This window comes from Nostoc sp. CALU 1950 (genome assembly GCF_051172895.1).
GTDB lineage: Bacteria > Cyanobacteriota > Cyanobacteriia > Cyanobacteriales > Nostocaceae > Nostoc > Nostoc edaphicum_A.
This window is the reverse complement of record NZ_JBDNJQ010000056.1, coordinates 1-15,917: the sequence shown is the minus strand read 5'-3', so window position 1 is coordinate 15,917 and position 15,917 is coordinate 1. Positions and strand designations below refer to the sequence as shown.

General features: G+C 42.1%; 13 protein-coding genes. 8 read left to right on the top strand and 5 right to left on the bottom strand.

All coding sequences use genetic code 11. The features are described 5' to 3' along the window. Window positions 1–290 precede the first annotated feature (290 nt). The gene (gene smpB, locus ABF638_RS16705) at window positions 291–758 is read left to right on the top strand and encodes an SsrA-binding protein SmpB (protein ID WP_069070417.1); all 468 of its coding nucleotides are present in this window, start codon (window positions 291–293) and stop codon (window positions 756–758) included. A 180-nt stretch (window positions 759–938) separates the two neighbouring features. Then, on the top strand, window positions 939–1,217 hold the full coding sequence (locus ABF638_RS16700) for a WGxxGxxG family protein (protein WP_435023959.1): 279 nt from the start codon (window positions 939–941) through the stop codon (window positions 1,215–1,217). A 195-nt stretch (window positions 1,218–1,412) separates the two neighbouring features. Here ABF638_RS16700 and ABF638_RS16695 read toward each other — a convergent pair whose 3' ends face one another. Further along, window positions 1,413–2,831 carry an IctB family putative bicarbonate transporter gene (locus ABF638_RS16695; RefSeq protein WP_435023958.1) on the bottom strand — a complete coding sequence of 473 codons (1,419 nt, stop codon included), beginning with the start codon at window positions 2,829–2,831 and terminating at the stop codon, window positions 1,413–1,415. Window positions 2,832–3,259: 428 nt separating this feature from the next. After that, on the bottom strand, window positions 3,260–4,813 hold the full coding sequence (locus ABF638_RS16690) for a GAF domain-containing sensor histidine kinase (RefSeq protein ID WP_435023956.1): 1,554 nt from the start codon (window positions 4,811–4,813) through the stop codon (window positions 3,260–3,262). A gap of 743 nt (window positions 4,814–5,556) precedes the next feature. Here ABF638_RS16690 and ABF638_RS16685 point away from each other — a divergent pair. The 5 genes from ABF638_RS16685 to ABF638_RS16665 all read left to right on the top strand — a co-directional run bounded on the left by ABF638_RS16685 (window position 5,557) and on the right by ABF638_RS16665 (window position 12,546). After that, window positions 5,557–6,750, top strand: coding sequence for a DegT/DnrJ/EryC1/StrS family aminotransferase (locus tag ABF638_RS16685; protein WP_435023955.1), 1,194 nt, complete (start codon window positions 5,557–5,559; stop codon window positions 6,748–6,750). Window positions 6,751–6,851: 101 nt separating this feature from the next. Beyond that, window positions 6,852–7,745, top strand: a complete 894-nt coding sequence (crtB, locus tag ABF638_RS16680) for a cyanoexosortase B (protein ID WP_181928079.1) — start codon at window positions 6,852–6,854, stop codon at window positions 7,743–7,745. 148 nt (window positions 7,746–7,893) lie between these two features. Continuing rightward, a complete protein-coding gene (locus tag ABF638_RS16675; protein WP_435023953.1) occupies window positions 7,894–8,616 on the top strand; it encodes a cyanoexosortase B system-associated protein in 723 nt (240 codons plus the stop codon). Window positions 8,617–8,871: 255 nt separating this feature from the next. Continuing rightward, window positions 8,872–10,209 carry a polysaccharide biosynthesis/export family protein gene (locus ABF638_RS16670; protein WP_435023951.1) on the top strand — a complete coding sequence of 446 codons (1,338 nt, stop codon included), beginning with the start codon at window positions 8,872–8,874 and terminating at the stop codon, window positions 10,207–10,209. A gap of 153 nt (window positions 10,210–10,362) precedes the next feature. After that, window positions 10,363–12,546 carry a GumC family protein gene (locus ABF638_RS16665; protein ID WP_435023950.1) on the top strand — a complete coding sequence of 728 codons (2,184 nt, stop codon included), beginning with the start codon at window positions 10,363–10,365 and terminating at the stop codon, window positions 12,544–12,546. Between the two features lie 102 nt (window positions 12,547–12,648). Here ABF638_RS16665 and ABF638_RS16660 read toward each other — a convergent pair whose 3' ends face one another. From ABF638_RS16660 to ABF638_RS16650, 3 genes are all read right to left on the bottom strand, one after another. Further along, on the bottom strand, window positions 12,649–13,320 hold the full coding sequence (locus ABF638_RS16660) for a rhomboid family intramembrane serine protease (protein ID WP_435024006.1): 672 nt from the start codon (window positions 13,318–13,320) through the stop codon (window positions 12,649–12,651). Between the two features lie 126 nt (window positions 13,321–13,446). Then, window positions 13,447–14,166, bottom strand: coding sequence for a rhomboid family intramembrane serine protease (locus ABF638_RS16655; RefSeq protein ID WP_435023948.1), 720 nt, complete (start codon window positions 14,164–14,166; stop codon window positions 13,447–13,449). Window positions 14,167–14,260: 94 nt separating this feature from the next. Further along, entirely contained in the window at window positions 14,261–15,049 is a 789-nt protein-coding gene (locus ABF638_RS16650) for an SDR family oxidoreductase (protein ID WP_435023946.1), read from the bottom strand. Window positions 15,050–15,201: 152 nt separating this feature from the next. Between ABF638_RS16650 and ABF638_RS16645 the strand changes: the two genes are divergently transcribed. After that, window positions 15,202–15,822, top strand: a complete 621-nt coding sequence (locus ABF638_RS16645) for a tetratricopeptide repeat protein (RefSeq protein ID WP_435023945.1) — start codon at window positions 15,202–15,204, stop codon at window positions 15,820–15,822. Window positions 15,823–15,917 lie beyond the last annotated feature (95 nt).

The window sequence follows — 15,917 nt, the reverse complement described above, 5'->3', positions numbered from 1 at the left end:
AATCTTTAGGATGAGTTAGCGAAGTGTAACTCACCTTTGACTCCCTCTGCTTGAGAGGCATAGAGAGCTTTGTAATTTGTAACAACTCATCAATAAGGCATAGTAAATGCTTATCATAGTATAAATTATTAACTTAATCAATATTGCCAAAAAACTCTTAATTGTGAACTTAGAAAAGCTAAATTAGTGATATACAGTTCATAATTTATAGCGGTTCTAAGATACACCCTATAATTCACAAGCCAATCCAAATAACTTTTTAGGTACATTTAAAGCACACAAAATTATCAATGAGCGACAAGAACGACGGTTACAAAGTTATTAGCGACAACCGCCAAGCCCGTTATTTGTATGAAATTCTAGAAACTTACGAAGCTGGAATTGAGTTGACAGGAACCGAGGTGAAGTCGATTCGTGCGGGTAAAGTCAATCTTCAAGATGGCTATGCTTTACTTCGCAATGGCGAAGCATGGTTGATCAATATTCATATCTCGCCTTACAACGCTAGTGGACAGTATTTCAATCATGAGCCACGGCGTACACGCAAGCTACTCTTGCATCGGCAAGAACTCCGTAAGCTAATTGGCAAAGTAGAACAGCAGGGTTTAACTTTAATCCCTTTGAAAATGTATCTCAAACGAGGCTGGGTAAAAGTGAGTATAGCCCTTGGCAAAGGTAAAAAGCTCCACGATAAGCGAGAAGACTTGAAACGACGCCAAGACCAGCGTGACATTCAACGGGCAATGAAAAGCTATTAACGGTTAGTGTAAACAAACTACCACACCAGAGGGAGAAATAGATTGCTGTCAAAGTATGTTGTCTATCCATAGCGTTAGTTGTGAAAATGCTGAGTTTATAGCCACAGATTGATTTTGTTAAGGTTGGAACTCGATACAGTTGTGAGTAACTTCGGATGGCATCAGGAATTTTCACAACTTATGAAAAGTAATTTCATTAAAGCTGTTGGCGCTGGCGTTCTCACCTTGAGTATGGGAATTTTACCCTTAACTCTATCTGCACAAGCTCAAACAACTAATGATCCCGGAGTCAATACTGCTCCAACAACGACAACTTCTGATCGCAACGATTTTGATTGGGGTTGGCTAGGATTAATTGGTCTATTCGGTCTAGCTGGTTTAGCTGGCAAAAAGCGCGATAACGAACCAACCGCTTATCGCGACCCTAATGCGCCAAGTGCCACTACCTATAGAGACTAATAGCATTTTGGATTTTAGATTTTGGATTGGCAATTCTCTATTGCATCTGGATTTTGTGAATCTATCTCTCGGAATAATTTTTAAAATTGGTGCAAGCAACTCAAAATAACCTTTGGCAAGTTGCTATCTGCCTACAAAATTCAAAAATGTGAGTTGTCAGTTGTGATCAGGAAAACAACTGACAATTTACTAATGTTAGTTTACCGTTGGTTCTGAGTGAGATGAATTTGTCTGGTTTTGAGCTAAAGGTGTCCAGTAGCTAGCAATTAAGGCAACGATGAGCCACCAGAGGGTATTGACTTCAGGACGATACCAGACAGTATCTACAGTGCCGTGAGCTAGCATACCCAACAAAGTAGCGATCGCTCCAATTAACCAAAATCCCTCTACACTTCTAAATTGTCGCAGTCGTCGGATTTGGAGAAATGCCGTATTAAATGTGACAATTATTAGCCAGAGAAAGCAGCCTAAACCAACAAAGCCAGTTTCTACAGCCACCTCAAAGAAAATCGAATAGGCACTCAGAGCAGTGTAACGAGGACGTTGGTAGAGGGGATAAACTTTATTAAAAGAGTTGTGTCCGGGGCCAATGCCGAAAATCGGGCGATCGCGAATCATCTCAAAGACAGCATCCCACACATTTAGGCGAAAATTATTACTGCTATCTTTGCGGTCAGCAAAAATACTGAAGACTCGCTGGTTGAATGCAGGTATAAATATCACTGCTAGCACTAATACCCCGATCAAACCTCCTAAGACAATCGGCAGCGACCAAGTACGCCAAAAAGGAGGCATTTCTAAGCTTTTCCAATAAACTAGCAATGGCATCACAGCTAAAATTGCTACTACTAGTCCAATCCAACCACCACGACTAAAAGTGAGGATCAGGCAGGCAGTATTAACAATGAACATTGTTAATGCGAGAGATTTTTTGAACCAGCTTTGCCATGCAAAAATTGCCACTAAGCTAAAAATTACTGCTGGTAAGAGGTATCCAGCCAATAAGTTGGGATTGCCTAAATAACTGTAGACCCTTGTAGTCTTAGATAGAGGAGATTCTGGGTCAACCCAAGTTGCTAGTGCTGTGGCTCCAAAAAACCATTGCCGCAACCCATATACACTGACAATTAACGATACGTGCAGGTAAAGGATGATAATCCAAGAGCGGAGCCGAGGCGACCTTAATACCCTGGCACAAAGGGTAAATAGTAGCAAATACAAGGTCAATGTTGCCAAATCACTAAGTGCCGCTTTTTTCACTGGTGATAATGCTGTTGCAATTGCGGCAACTCCCCAGTAGAGCAATACCAGCAGGTGAATGGGAGTGACTGACGAGACATTTGCCGGTATTACTTCATCAGATAAAGTCAACAGCAGCCAAAATCCTGCACAAGCTACCAGTAACAAACCCACCAATGTACTCGAAGCAAAAGGTGCAAGGGCATATATTAAGCTGAGTAAAGCCGCTGCGATCGCATCTCCCCACTGGAGCAAGATGCTGGTTTGCCGCCAAGAACTCAACAGTCCCACCAGAGAGCGGTGTACGTAACTGGTAGCAAGATATTCTTTGAGCGGTAAAGATGATAAAGTAAATCGTTGCCAGACTAAATTCATAAAAAACATTGAGATCAATTAGCCTGCCGACGCAGAACTTGGAATTGATCATAATGCTTATAGCTATAAAAAGGTAATAACGGAGATTGCACATCGCATGATGGCGCTCTTATTCCTAGCCATCAGCTAATACAAAGTTAAGATAGGCTTTCATGTACTTAGTACAGCTTTACGTAAAATCATGGCGAATTGAGGGTTGAAAATTAAACGTATAGGTAAGCGCAAAAGCACGCAGAGAATTCGCATTTAATGAAATATAGATATAGGACTCATATTTGATTTTTGAAAAAACACCGTTTGCTTATTGTCTGCCTATCGCGCTTGCGCTGCGCTTCCCGCACGACGCAAGTAAATTCAAAAATCAAAGCGGACTCCTATAGAAAATACGTCTTTCCCAGTCTCCAATCCTCAATCCCCAATCCCCAAGATTAGACATCGCTAATTGCTTGTGAAGGAGTTGCCAGTTGCAGTGGCAAAGAAAGCACATAACGATATCCTGATTCTGGTGAACCTTGAATCAAAATGTGTCCACCATGCAATTCTGCCAGTTGACAACTTAATAATAGACCCAAGCTTTCACGAGAAAGACTTCCATGTGATTTAGCTAAATTTATACCTGAACTACTAGCAAAGAAATTTGAGTGGGGATCACTCAATTTTTTTGAATTGTCTACTGCCACTGATAAATTATCTAGTTGCTCCTGGTTTTCTGCATGAGTATTGTAAGTTGCTACCTCACCTGTCAGTTCCAGCAGTGACAAAGAATTGAGACGGAAGTAAGGATCAACCTCAGTTATGCCGTCCCCTAGCCAGGGATGGGAAACCCAAATAGTAATGTTGAGCGCATCTTCTTTGTAAGAAACATGAATGCGAACAATGCTACCTGTAGCCGCAAGTTGAATCACACTGAAAACCAGGTGATACAGCATTTGCCGCACCTTGTCTTTATCTAAAGGCCAAATGCGATTGCGTCCCGGTTCTATAGACAAGCGAATATCTTGCTCGCGGCGATTCGCTACTTCTTCTAGGGTATTGATAGCTTGTTGGCATAGCATTTCGATATCCACAGGAGCTAGATTTAGCACAGTTGAGTTTTCATCCATAGCTCCTAGTTCGGTAATTTCGTTTACTAGGGAAAGTAAGTACCGACCACTGTGTTGGATAATTTCTAAATATTCTCTCTGCTTAGTCGTCAAAGGCCCATATATCTCACGTCCTAAAACACTAGCCATACCAAGTACAGATGTTAAGGGCGTGCGTAACTCCTGAGTTAGCTGACCCAAAAGTTCTAGTTTCAGTTGCTTGGTAGAAACAGAGTCGTTATCTTTAGTGGGTGCGGTGATTTTAATTTCTGTGTTACGTTCGTCATTGAGTGAAAATATAGAAGCATTCTTAGGAGTGCTTGATTCGAGTTTTCCTTGCAAAAGTCGGTTACGTTCAAATTCACTCATGCTCCAACGAGCTATGATTTGTAAAAACTCAATGTCTCGGGTTGTAAAGTTGCGCGGTACTAAATCCATCACCGCCAATGCACCCAAACAATGTCCCTCAGCATCAATAAGTGGCGCTCCTAAGTAAGCACGAATACCATAATCTTGCACCAACTTGCTGCTAGCAAGTACGGGATCTGTAATTTTATGTGTATCATTAATTACAAATATTTGATAGCTATCTACTACCTGAGTGCAGAAGGATTCCCGGCGTGACAGTTGGCGGCTTTGTGCCAAATGATTCATTAATCCCAGCCTAGATAAGCCCACCGCCGACTTGAACCAATGGCGTTCTTGATCCACAAATCCCAATATGGAAATTGGTGCTTCCAAAAAGTGGGCAGCAGTCTGTGTGGCTTCTTCAAAAACTGGAATCGTTTCTGGTTGCCGCAAACCTAAATCTGACAAAGCTTTGAGGCGTTGTTGTTCTCTTGATTCATGAGAATCCCAACCATCCTTTAGGGCAAATAATTTGTTTTCAGGCTCTATCATTGCCACTGCTACCTTAATAATTTCTCGATACTGTAATTGATATAAGCCCTATTACTGGGTTATCAATTGCTATTTTTAAGCATTCCCTAATTTTGCCTCTGACAAACAAATTTGGGGCAAAAATTTTTTATTCCTTCCATTAAGCCGACAACGTGGTATCCACCAGTTACTATTTACTGGTGCTGAATGTTCTTTATTTACCACTGGTGTAGTCTTTATTGCTTGAGATTTTGCAATCAGACTGCGTTAGATTTGGATTCAGCCAGGGTAACCTAATGCTAAGGATAGAATACAAAGGGACTGTCATTCTTTATGTATATAAGAGAAAATTTTTATTGGTATATTAAAGGTAAATTTACTTAAAAAGACTGCTATATTAGTGTGATTATTTGTAGCAAGTTTTACTGATGACAGCTAGCACCCAGGGCTGACAATCCTAGTAAAGGATGACATAAATAGAGCAACCATATCCCTACGAGTAAGCAAGCTACAAAATTAGTTAAAAGCTTATTTTATCAGCTTTTTGAGTTTTGAAAGAAGTCGGAGTGGCGGCTGCAAAGAAGTCTGATGGCAACTTCAGACGATCAACTGAACAAGCTATGGTTTTGAATTACCCATAACGTACTCGATAGTTGATATAAGTCTCCATCCAATAGATTAAACCTATTACAATTTCACGCCGAAAATTGTGCTGGCTTTTCTATTTTTTGCATACGAGAAAATATTTTTAAGGACAACTGGTAATGAATAAAATGACTATTAGAGTTCCTTTTGTAGACCTGAAATTACAACACGAACCAATTCAAACCCAATTGCAAGATGCAATCCAATCCGTATTGGAACAGGGAGATTTTATTTTAGGACAAGCACTCTCAGATTTTGAAGCCGCATTTGCAAGAGTGTCTGGGGCAGAATATGGAGTTGGTGTTGCATCAGGAACAGATGCGATCGCTCTCGGATTGCAAGCGTGTAATATTGGTGCTGGCGATGAAGTGATTTTACCCGCAAATACTTTTGTCGCAACGTTGATTGGGGTGATCCGCGCTGGTGCCAAGCCAATTCTGGTAGATTGCGATCCCCAAACAGCTTTAATTGACTTAAAAGCCGCAGCAAAGGCAATTACGCCTCAGACTAAAGCAATCATTCCTGTACATCTCTATGGTCAGATGGTATCACCATGCGAACTAGTGAACTTTGCCGATACCTACAGACTATTAGTTTTTGAAGATGCAGCCCAAGCACACCTCGCCCAAAGAGACGGATATCACGCTGGTTCAGTAGGAATAGCAGCAGCTTTTAGTTTCTATCCCAGCAAAAATTTGGGCGCATTTGGGGATGGGGGAATGCTGCTGACACGAGATTCAGATGTAGCCCAGAAGATGGTGCGTTTGCGAAATTATGGTGCATCGCAAAAGTATTTTCATACTGAACCAGGTACAAATAGCCGCTTGGATACTTTACAAGCAGCAGTTTTGCTCCAGAAATTACCATATTTGCCACAATGGAATCGCGATCGCCTGACTATTGCCCAGCAGTATGATAACGAACTAGCACCCTTGGCATCTGCTGGCATTATCCCTATGGAAAACCAAAGTGATACAGGACACGTTTATCATCTTTATGTCATTAAAGTTGATGATTCTTGCCCAATAGAACGCCAGCAACTCCAGGAAAAACTCACAGCGGCGGGAATTCAAACTGGCATTCATTACCCGATTCCTTGTCATCTCCAGCCAGCATTCACCAACTTAGGCTATCAACTGGGCGATTTTCCCCAAGCAGAGAAGTTGTCAAAGCAAATATTATCATTACCGATGTATCCTGGTTTAAGTAGTAGCCAAGTTAAAGAAGTTGTAGCAGCGATCGCTCATGCAGTCTCAACAATTTCTCAGGCAGATGAACCTTCTCCTGCTGACCTTAGCAGCGTGGTAGCCTGAAGTGAATTCATGCCTAATGTACGTCTCATTTGCTCTTTGTCCTTTTTCTAATGACAAATGACCAATGACCAATAACCAAAGTTTTTGAATTACTTAAAATCATGGCACTCCGGCAACAGGTTAAAAACATAAACGCATCAGGCTTGTTAAATTTAGCCGTATTAGGCGTTTTGCTGCTGCTTTATGCTCCTATATTGCTACACTGGTTGGATGGTTGGCTGCACAAAAATATTAGTACAGAACACGAATATTTCAGCCACGGGATTATTGGTCTACCATTTGCGGCTTATCTGGGCTGGATGAACCGGAAAAAGTGGAAACGTTTGCCAGATACCATCCATCCTTTGGGCGCTGTTTTCTTATTATTAGGGGCAGTTTTTTATCTTAGCGGTGTTACAGAGTGGGTTAACCTTTCCTTGCCCGTTATATTGGTGGGATTATGCTTGTGGTTTAAGGGAATATCAGGTTTGCGATCGCAAGGATTCCCCCTACTATTAGTATTTTTGGCAACCCCAACAGCATTGCCCTATCTCATTGCTCCCTATACCTTGCCTCTCCAAAGCTTCATCGCTGGCACAGCAGGCTTCATACTGAATCAATTTGGTATGGAAGTAACCGTAGATGAAATAAATCTTTACGTGGGAGGACGGATTGTGGAAGTTGCCCCCTATTGTGCGGGGCTAAAAATGTTGTTTACAACTCTCTATGTCGGCTTAATGCTGCTGTACTGGACAGATGCTTTGTCTTCACGGCGCACAACTATATCGTTTTTATCTGTTGCTGCGATCGTTAGTACTACAGCCAATATTATTCGTAATACTTTACTAACTTTCTTTCATGGCACAGGTCAAGAAGGAGCTTTTAAATGGCTGCATGACGGTTGGGGCGGTGATCTCTACTCTGCTTGTATGCTGGTGTCATTAGTGCCCTTACTGAATTGGATTAATAGCTATTTTTCAGCATCTCTAGAAACTCAGCAAGAAGCAGAAAGTTAGAATCTGGATATGGGGAATGGGGCATTGGTTCTTCTCCCCCTGCCCCCTCATCTCCCCATTCCCTGCTCCCCATAAGTCCTAAATATTACTGAACTCACAATGTTATTTTATAAAGTAAAATTTTGCCTAAGTATTGCAAATTTTACTGATGACTTCCTTCTCCAAGTTTTTTAAGGAAAACCAATTGAGTCAAGTAGCAGCACTTTTGTTATTGCTAGTGCTGCTGGCAATGGGAGGGGTTCCCGGATACCTGACAGGACAGTGGCAATGGAAACAGCCGCCCCCTGTTACTACCCTCAACGAGTTAAGACAGATCCGCAAGACTGGGTTAGCCCTTCCTGCTTGGCAAACTACTGAACAAGCAGAACAGCAAATTGGCGAACATAAATGGTCTTTGCAGGTAATCAAAAAAGAAGGTTCCGAATCCCAGGCAATCCTGCTTTTATTGCCCCAAAATGGGCCTATGGATCAACCAGAGGTGGAATGGACAGATGTTAACGGCTGGGGAAGATCACGCTGGGGAAAGTGGGATGTAGCTCAATCTCGTTCTGCTGAATTTACTGTGAAACCACCTGCAAAGTTGGCATCTAATGTCAAAACTCAAGTAAAAGCTAGGTTTTTTCGTGCCTACACACCACAGCAAACCTTCGCTGTCTTGCAATGGTACGCTATGCCAGATGGCGGAAATCCATCACCTTTCCACTGGTTCTTGGCAGATCAATTGGCACAGTGGCGTCAGCAACGCATTCCTTGGGTGGGTGTGAGCATTCTAATTCCAATGGAACCTTTAGGGGAGGTAGAAACATCTTGGTCTTTAGCCCAGTCAATTGGGGAAACAGTACAAGCTGCATTGATGGCAGGCCCTTTGTAGAGTCCGTTATCCATGCCTTTGTGCAAAACTTTATCAAAAGTATCTCTATAATTACGTTCACCCTAAAACTCAGCTAAAAGATGTTAACAATATGAAGTTAGAAAATAAATTTAGTAAAATTATTCTCTTTCTCTTAGTAAATACTTGTAGATAAAAGAGACATTTAGGACATTTTTAGAGTAAGATAACCACTCGGCGCGACTAATTTCTATATCAGTATTTTCTGCACCGATGTTTATAGATGCCAGTTATTATATGCGTGGATTCAGCGCCTTGTGTTGTGTCAGTCTTCAAGTAGGAGTTTTCTTAACAACACCTATCCAACTTGTTGTTGCCCAGCCCTTTCCACCTCAAGGACAATCACCAAGGCAACCCCCCTCGCCTGTTCCAGGTACTGAGTTTGTACCTCCAGGTGCAAATGACGAAATTTCTCCCCAACTTAGCCGCTACCTCTTGGGCCCAGGAGATATAATTGGCGTTGTGCTTCAGCGTCCTCCTGGCCCATACCGCTTAGGGATAGGAGATGGAATTAGCGTTTCGGTTCAGCGCTTTCCAGATTTGAGCTTTCAAGCTTTAATCAACCCAGAAGGTAATATTGTGGTGCCATTACTGGGAACAGTTTTCTTACAAGGTTTAACTTTGCAAGAAGCTCAAGAAAAAATTCGCTTGGGTTTAAATCGTTATGTGGTTGATCCAGTAATAGTTTTAGCTTTAGCAACGCAGCGTCAAGACTTCGGTTTTCAAGCTGTAATTAGTCCAGAAGGCAACATTGTAGTGCCGCAAGTGGGAACGGTATCATTACAGGGTTTAACCTTGGAAGAAGCTCAAGAAAAAATTCGCTTGGGCTTGAGTCGCATTTTCCCAGATCCAATCGTGGTAGTATCCTTGGCAGGGACGCGACCAGTTCAAGTTACCATTAGCGGGGAAATATTTAGACCAGGAATTTATCCGATTAATTCAACAACACCCCGTGTTGCTGATGCTTTGCTAATATCTGGTGGTTCAACGTTGAATGCAGACCTGCGACAAGTGCAAATACGTCGGAAGTTAATGGATGGTTCTGTAATTTCACAAACTATTGACTTATATGCAGCACTGCAAAATGGTGGTTCAATCCCTAATTTACGCTTACAAGACGGAGATGCAATACTCGTACCCCGTCGTGAAGTTGGTAATGATGACGGTTATGACCGGAATTTGGTAGCACGTTCATCCTTGGCTGTCCCACAGATTAGAGTCAGGGTTTTAAACTATGCTGCGGGAGGTATTTCCATTCAAGCGCTGCCTAACGGCAGTACATTTGTAGATGCTTTGGGAGGAGTAAATCTGGACACTGCTAACCTCCGAGATATCGCTCTGGTTCGCTTTGATCCTGAACGAGGTAAAGCTGTTACTCAGAAACTTGATGCTAAAAAAGCTTTGGGCGGTGATGCGTCCCAAAATGTAGCGCTTCAAGATAATGATGTTCTTGTTGTTGGTCGGAACCTCATCGGTAGAATTACTAATTTCCTGACTACCATTACCCAACCTTTCTTTAATGTTCAATCCTTTCTCCGATTTTTTGACAACTTCGGTGGTGGTGGTTCAAATTAGTGAGTCTCACTTTTTTGCTGATTGTTGCTAGATGGACAGAGAATTTGGGGTGAGAGAGATGGAGGAGATAATGGTGAAAAAATAACAAATAAAAATTGACTGCTGATAACTAAAATACCTGACAACTGATTACTGATTCTATATGCCCCTGCCATGACCCCACCAATTGTTAAGCGCTATCTTATTGCTTTTGATAAGTACAAGTGGATTGGACTAGCTAGTTTTGCTTTAGTTGTAGCAGGGTCAACTGTGGTGGCTATGCAACCAGAGCCACCTACTAGCTATATAGCATCTGCTGCACTTACTTATAGTGGCCCACCAGTTTCTTTCTCTGCAACTGGTAGTGAAATCCAACAGCAAGGAAAAGAACTGAATGAGGAAGTTTTACTCTCAAACCAAATAATTGCAGCAGTGGCAGAAAAAGTTGGTGTCAAACCGCAAAAGCTCGGTGCCAGTATTGTCCTTTCTGTACCTAAAAAAAATCCTAGGAGTGGAGAATTAGAATCTAGTATCTTGGAATTGAAATATGTCGATGGTGATGCCAAACGAGCTATCCAGGTCTTGACGGAATTGATGCAAGCAATGGTCAAGTTGAGCAGTGATATCAATACTGGGCGATTACAAGCAATTATTGAAAAGATTAACGATCGCACACCACAAACTAAACGGGAACTGCAAGTTGCTGAACAGAAGTTGGAACAGTACGATCGCATAGAGCGCACAGCAATATTAGCAGCGGAAAATGGCAGCTTGTTAAGCGCTATTACTGCCAGCCAAAATCTCCAGCGGCAAATTCAATTAACTATTTCTGGGGTTGATGGGCAACTTCGTAGTTTACAAAATAAGTTAGGCTTAACAGTCGGACAGGCTTATATTTCTTCTGCTTTGAGTGCTGATCCCATAATTGGTAACTTGCGAGCGCAAATTTATCAAAGTGAGTCACAAATCGCCGTGCTCAGAAAAGATTTGCGACCGGAACACCCAACGATGGTTCAGTTGCTGCGTCAGAAACAAGCTGCGGAAGAATTGCTGCAACAACGTGCCTCTGAGGTATTAGGTGGTGATGGTACGGCCGCTCCGCTTCAGGGTAGTGTTGCAGGTATTCGCACCCAAAGCAGCTTAGATCCAGCCCGCCAGCAATTAGCAAACCAAATGGTGTCTTTGCAAACCCAGCGAGAGACGCTACAACAACAACTAACTCAAGAAATCCAACAAGAAGCGCGACTACGGCAAGAGTATTCTCTGATACCCAATAAGCAATTAGAGCGATCGCGTTTAGAACAGGAAGTTGCGCTCAAAAAAGCTATCTATGACCAAATGCAGGTGAAATTAACCGATGCTAAAACCGCAGAGGCAGAAACTACCAGCAGCCTCAGTATTGCCAGACGCCCCACAGTTACTGTCGATCTCAAACCTCCGAAGAGTGTGCCTATTACCCTTGCTGTGGGTGGTTTCTTGGGTCTGGTGATTGGTGGCGGGGTGATATTTTTGTTGGGAGCGCTGGAAGGGACTTTCAAAACCAGAGAGGATATTCGCCAGAGTCTCAAGCAACGGGAAGTGGCAGTGTTGGGAGAATTGCCTTTAATGCCAGTTGATGATTTGGATCAAGATGCTGTGCCGGTGTTATTTTCCCAAGATTCTCCTTATTTAGAATTTTATGAGAAATTCCGTAGTAATCTGCGCCGGATTGGTGGTAAAAACTTAAAGGTGGTATTGGTTACTAGCACCAGTAGCCTAGAGGGTAAAACAACAAGTGCATATAACTTGGGTGTAGCTTCAGCCCGCGCTGGTAAAAGAACCTTAATTATCGAAACAGATTTGCGATCGCCTTCCCGTTGTACATCCCTGAATGTAATTCCTGATCCTGAAGCCACTATTGAACCCCTCCGTTATTACGCTAACTTGAGTGAATGTATTCGTTTAGTGCCTGATGTAGAAAATTTATACATTGTCCCCAGCCCCGGCCCTGTACGGCAATCCGCTGCTATCCTTGAATCTAGCGAAATGCGGCGGCTGATGGAGGATGTGCGCGAACGTTTCGATTTAGTAATTTTAGATACTAGTCCTCTCAGCATATCTAATGACCCTTTATTAATCCAACCCTACAGCGATGGGATCGTACTAGTGGCGCGACCACACTATACACAAGAAAACATGCTAGGTGAGGCTATTGATCAATTAGTGGAAGCTGAACTAGGGTTATTGGGAGCAATTATTAATGGTGCTGATATCATCGTTTCTGCACCTGAACAAGCTGCACCATCATCAACATCATCAACATTTACATCTGAAGTGGAAGAATCTGAAGAAGTTTCAGCGAGTGCCAACAAAAACTAATAGTTTCCAAATATGGAGATTTTAACGCAGAGGGACGCAAAAGTTAGCGCAGAGGATACGCAGAGGTTTGATAGGCATTAGAGTTTTAGGAAATGCTATATTTTAGTCGCGCCTAAACAAGCCAAATAGGGGAGCGAGAATTACTCCAAAAACAAAACCACCGATGTGGGCCCAGTAGGCAACTCCACCAGTTTGCACAGCCATATTAGCCGCTGTTTGCAGAGTAGCAAGACCAGATATTACATTTTGCACAACAAAAAGTCCAATGATTACTAGTGCTGGAACTCTGATTGTGGTGATGAAAATCCCCAAAAATATTAAGGTCATGACTTTAGCATGGGGAAAGCGGATAATGTACGCACCCAAAACCCCAGCAATTGCACCACTTGCCCCCAAGGAAGGAATCTCAGAATTCATGCCAATAAACCATTGGCACAAGGCAGCTAAAGCACCACACGCCAAATAAAAAATCAGATATTTTAAATGACCCAATCGATCTTCAATATTGTTGCCAAAAACCCAGAGAAACACCATATTTGAGATTAAGTGCCACCAACCACCGTGTAAAAATTGCGACGTAAATAACGTTATCCATTCTTCACCCAAATTAGTGGTTAGTTCTTGAGGTACTACTGCATATTGATTGAAAAACTGACTCAATTGTGCATTTGACAGGCTCACCTCGTGAAGGAAAACTAAAATATTCATGCCAATTAACCCGTAGGTGAAATACGGGGTGATTCGCGTCGGATTTTCGTCGTAGAGGGGAAACACAGGTGTTTTTCCTAAATTATTGACTAACTGCAATATAGCTTGTAAGGCTAGTAGTTGCGAAGGCTAGGCAATTTCACCTATTAAATTAATCAGTATGATTGAGGGGCGCGGTAATAACATGAAGAGTTACTTATACCAAGATTCTTCCAGAGATTTATCGCTAAATAAACCCAACAGGGGGCCGAGAATTGCCCCAAAGATAAATCCGCCTGCATGGGCCCAGTAGGCAATACCGCCGCTTTCCATGCCGATGTTGGTACGTGTTTCAAAACTAGCAAGTCCGTAAAAGGCTTGTTCGAGAAACCAGAATCCTAAAAAGAAATATGCGGGAACGCGGAAAGTCGGAAAGAAAAATCCTAAAGGTACAACGCCAAGAACTTCAGCATTCGGAAAGCGGAGAATGTATGCACCCATGACGCCTGCGATCGCACCACTCGCACCCAAAGAAGGAATGCTAGAATCTTGAGCGAAGAACCACTGAGTTAAGGATGCCAAAATACCGCAAGATAAATAAAAGAGCAAATATTTGGCATGACCTAACTTATCTTCAACGTTGTTACCAAAAATCCAGAGAAACAACATATTGCCACCTAAGTGCAACAATCCCCCATGCAAAAATTGTGAAGTAATCAAAGTTGCCCACTCTGGCACTGGTTGATGTACAGAAATACCAGCAAAGCTTAAACTGAGTTCTCGTGGAACTACAGCCGCAAGGTGTAAAAACCCATTTAATGCTTGGGGGGGAAGACTTGCTTCATAAAGAAAAGCGAGGACGTTGGCAGCAATCAGTCCATAAGTAACATAAGGTGTGATTTTGGTCGGATTATTATCGCTAATTGGAACCACGGGCGTTTTTCCTGATTTGTTAAGACAGCGATTCTAGAATACTGAATTTTGCAAGTAGTTTCTTCTACCTCGTGGATAAATCTCGCTTTGAGACTTAAAAACCGAAAGCCAAAAATCCACCATCGACGGTGATACATTGTCCAGTAATGAAAGATGCCGCAGGCATACAAAGAAATGCAACTAAACCCGCTACTTCTTCTGGTTGACCAACCCTTCCCATAGGTGTTTGTGATAGAACTAATTTGAGAAAATCTTGATTATCGAGTACAGACTCGGTTAGAGGCGTGCGAATAGCCCAAGGTGCTACGGTATTTACCCTAATATGATCGGAAGCCCATTCAACTGATAGCGATCGCGTCAATTGATTTATAGCCGCTTTAGTCATACCATAAGGAGCGCCTGTACGGTTCGAGACTAAACCTGCCACCGAACTTATATTTACAATGCTGCTATTTTCCCCATTTTGCAGCAGAGGGTAAAACAGACGGCACATCTCAAAAATTGATATCTGGTTTGTCTGGATGATGAACTCATATTCAGCAGCCGTGTAGTCTACTAATTTTTTGCTAATATTGGTTCCCACATTATTCACCAGGATGTCTAATTTATCCCAGGTTTTGCTAATCTGCTCAAAAATAGCTTGTCGCCCATCAGGGGTTGCAACATCTGCGGTAATCCCATAGGCGGGTAAGCCTGATTGTTGCCAGATAATTAGTTGTTGTTCAACATCTTGAGAATTCCGTGCCACAATTGTCACTTCTGCACCTAGAGCTAAAAACTCATTGGCAACAGCTAGTCCAATCCCTTTGGTAGCACCTGTAATCAGTGCTTTCTTTCCTGTCAGTGTCCAGCGTAGACATAGCCCGCCGTAGCCATCGCTCATTTGTAATTCTGCGGATTTTTTATTTTCAAGGTATCAGTTTAAGAGTTTATCTTGTAAGTGCCCAATGCGATCGCTTTTTATAGTAATGTAGGCGATCGCAATCCTTAAACCATTTACCGCATCTGATTCCAATTCAATAGCTGATCAAACTCATGTTTTTTTCAAATTCTCTGGAAAATCAACTCCAGCGCTGGAACGAAACCATTCGCAATCAGCCGAAAAATCCCAATGCTTACATTCGCCGAGGCATGGTTAACTTTCAACTAGCCAAGATTGATGAATCTATTCAAGATTTTGACATGGCGGAGCAATTGGATGACCGTATCAAACCTTACCTTTGGCAACGGGGATTATCGTACTATTATGCAGAAAGATTTGCTGAGGGCGCTGAACAATTTGAAATAGATTTGACTGTGAATGCTCAAGATGTAGAAGAAACAGTATGGCGATATCTCTGCATAGCTCGTTCATTAGGTGTTGAAGAGGCACGTAATTCTTTACTAACTGTAAAAAATGATCCTCGACGTATTATGCAGTGCGTATATGATTTTTATTCTGGGAATTGTACACCAGATGATGTTTTAACCGTTGGTCAATCAGAAGGAATAAAAGGAAATTTCTACAGTCATCTTTACTTGGGATTATATTACGAAGTCGAGAATAATCTTGATTTAGCTCAGGAGTATATAGTGAAAGCTGCTGATAATTACAAAATTGATGATTATATGTGGTATCTAGCGCAGGTACATAAAAAATTACGAGGGTGGATATAGTCCTTATAGTGTCGGAATCTTACTAGTCCACAAATTGCCGAAATTACTTGTTCATATTTTTGGGGATTTAATCTAAACCTTTCTTGAACAACTCG

Coding starts and splice junctions, on each gene's coding strand:
- ABF638_RS16650 (WP_435023946.1), bottom strand. CDS start 15,049: ATGAGCGATGGCTACGGCGGGCTATGTCTACGCTGGACACTGACAGGA.
- ABF638_RS16645 (WP_435023945.1), top strand. CDS start 15,202: ATGTTTTTTTCAAATTCTCTGGAAAATCAACTCCAGCGCTGGAACGAA.
- ABF638_RS16700 (WP_435023959.1), top strand. CDS start 939: ATGAAAAGTAATTTCATTAAAGCTGTTGGCGCTGGCGTTCTCACCTTG.
- ABF638_RS16675 (WP_435023953.1), top strand. CDS start 7,894: ATGACTTCCTTCTCCAAGTTTTTTAAGGAAAACCAATTGAGTCAAGTA.
- ABF638_RS16695 (WP_435023958.1), bottom strand. CDS start 2,831: ATGAATTTAGTCTGGCAACGATTTACTTTATCATCTTTACCGCTCAAA.
- crtB (WP_181928079.1), top strand. CDS start 6,852: ATGGCACTCCGGCAACAGGTTAAAAACATAAACGCATCAGGCTTGTTA.
- smpB (WP_069070417.1), top strand. CDS start 291: ATGAGCGACAAGAACGACGGTTACAAAGTTATTAGCGACAACCGCCAA.
- ABF638_RS16665 (WP_435023950.1), top strand. CDS start 10,363: ATGACCCCACCAATTGTTAAGCGCTATCTTATTGCTTTTGATAAGTAC.
- ABF638_RS16690 (WP_435023956.1), bottom strand. CDS start 4,813: ATGATAGAGCCTGAAAACAAATTATTTGCCCTAAAGGATGGTTGGGAT.
- ABF638_RS16670 (WP_435023951.1), top strand. CDS start 8,872: ATGCGTGGATTCAGCGCCTTGTGTTGTGTCAGTCTTCAAGTAGGAGTT.
- ABF638_RS16685 (WP_435023955.1), top strand. CDS start 5,557: ATGAATAAAATGACTATTAGAGTTCCTTTTGTAGACCTGAAATTACAA.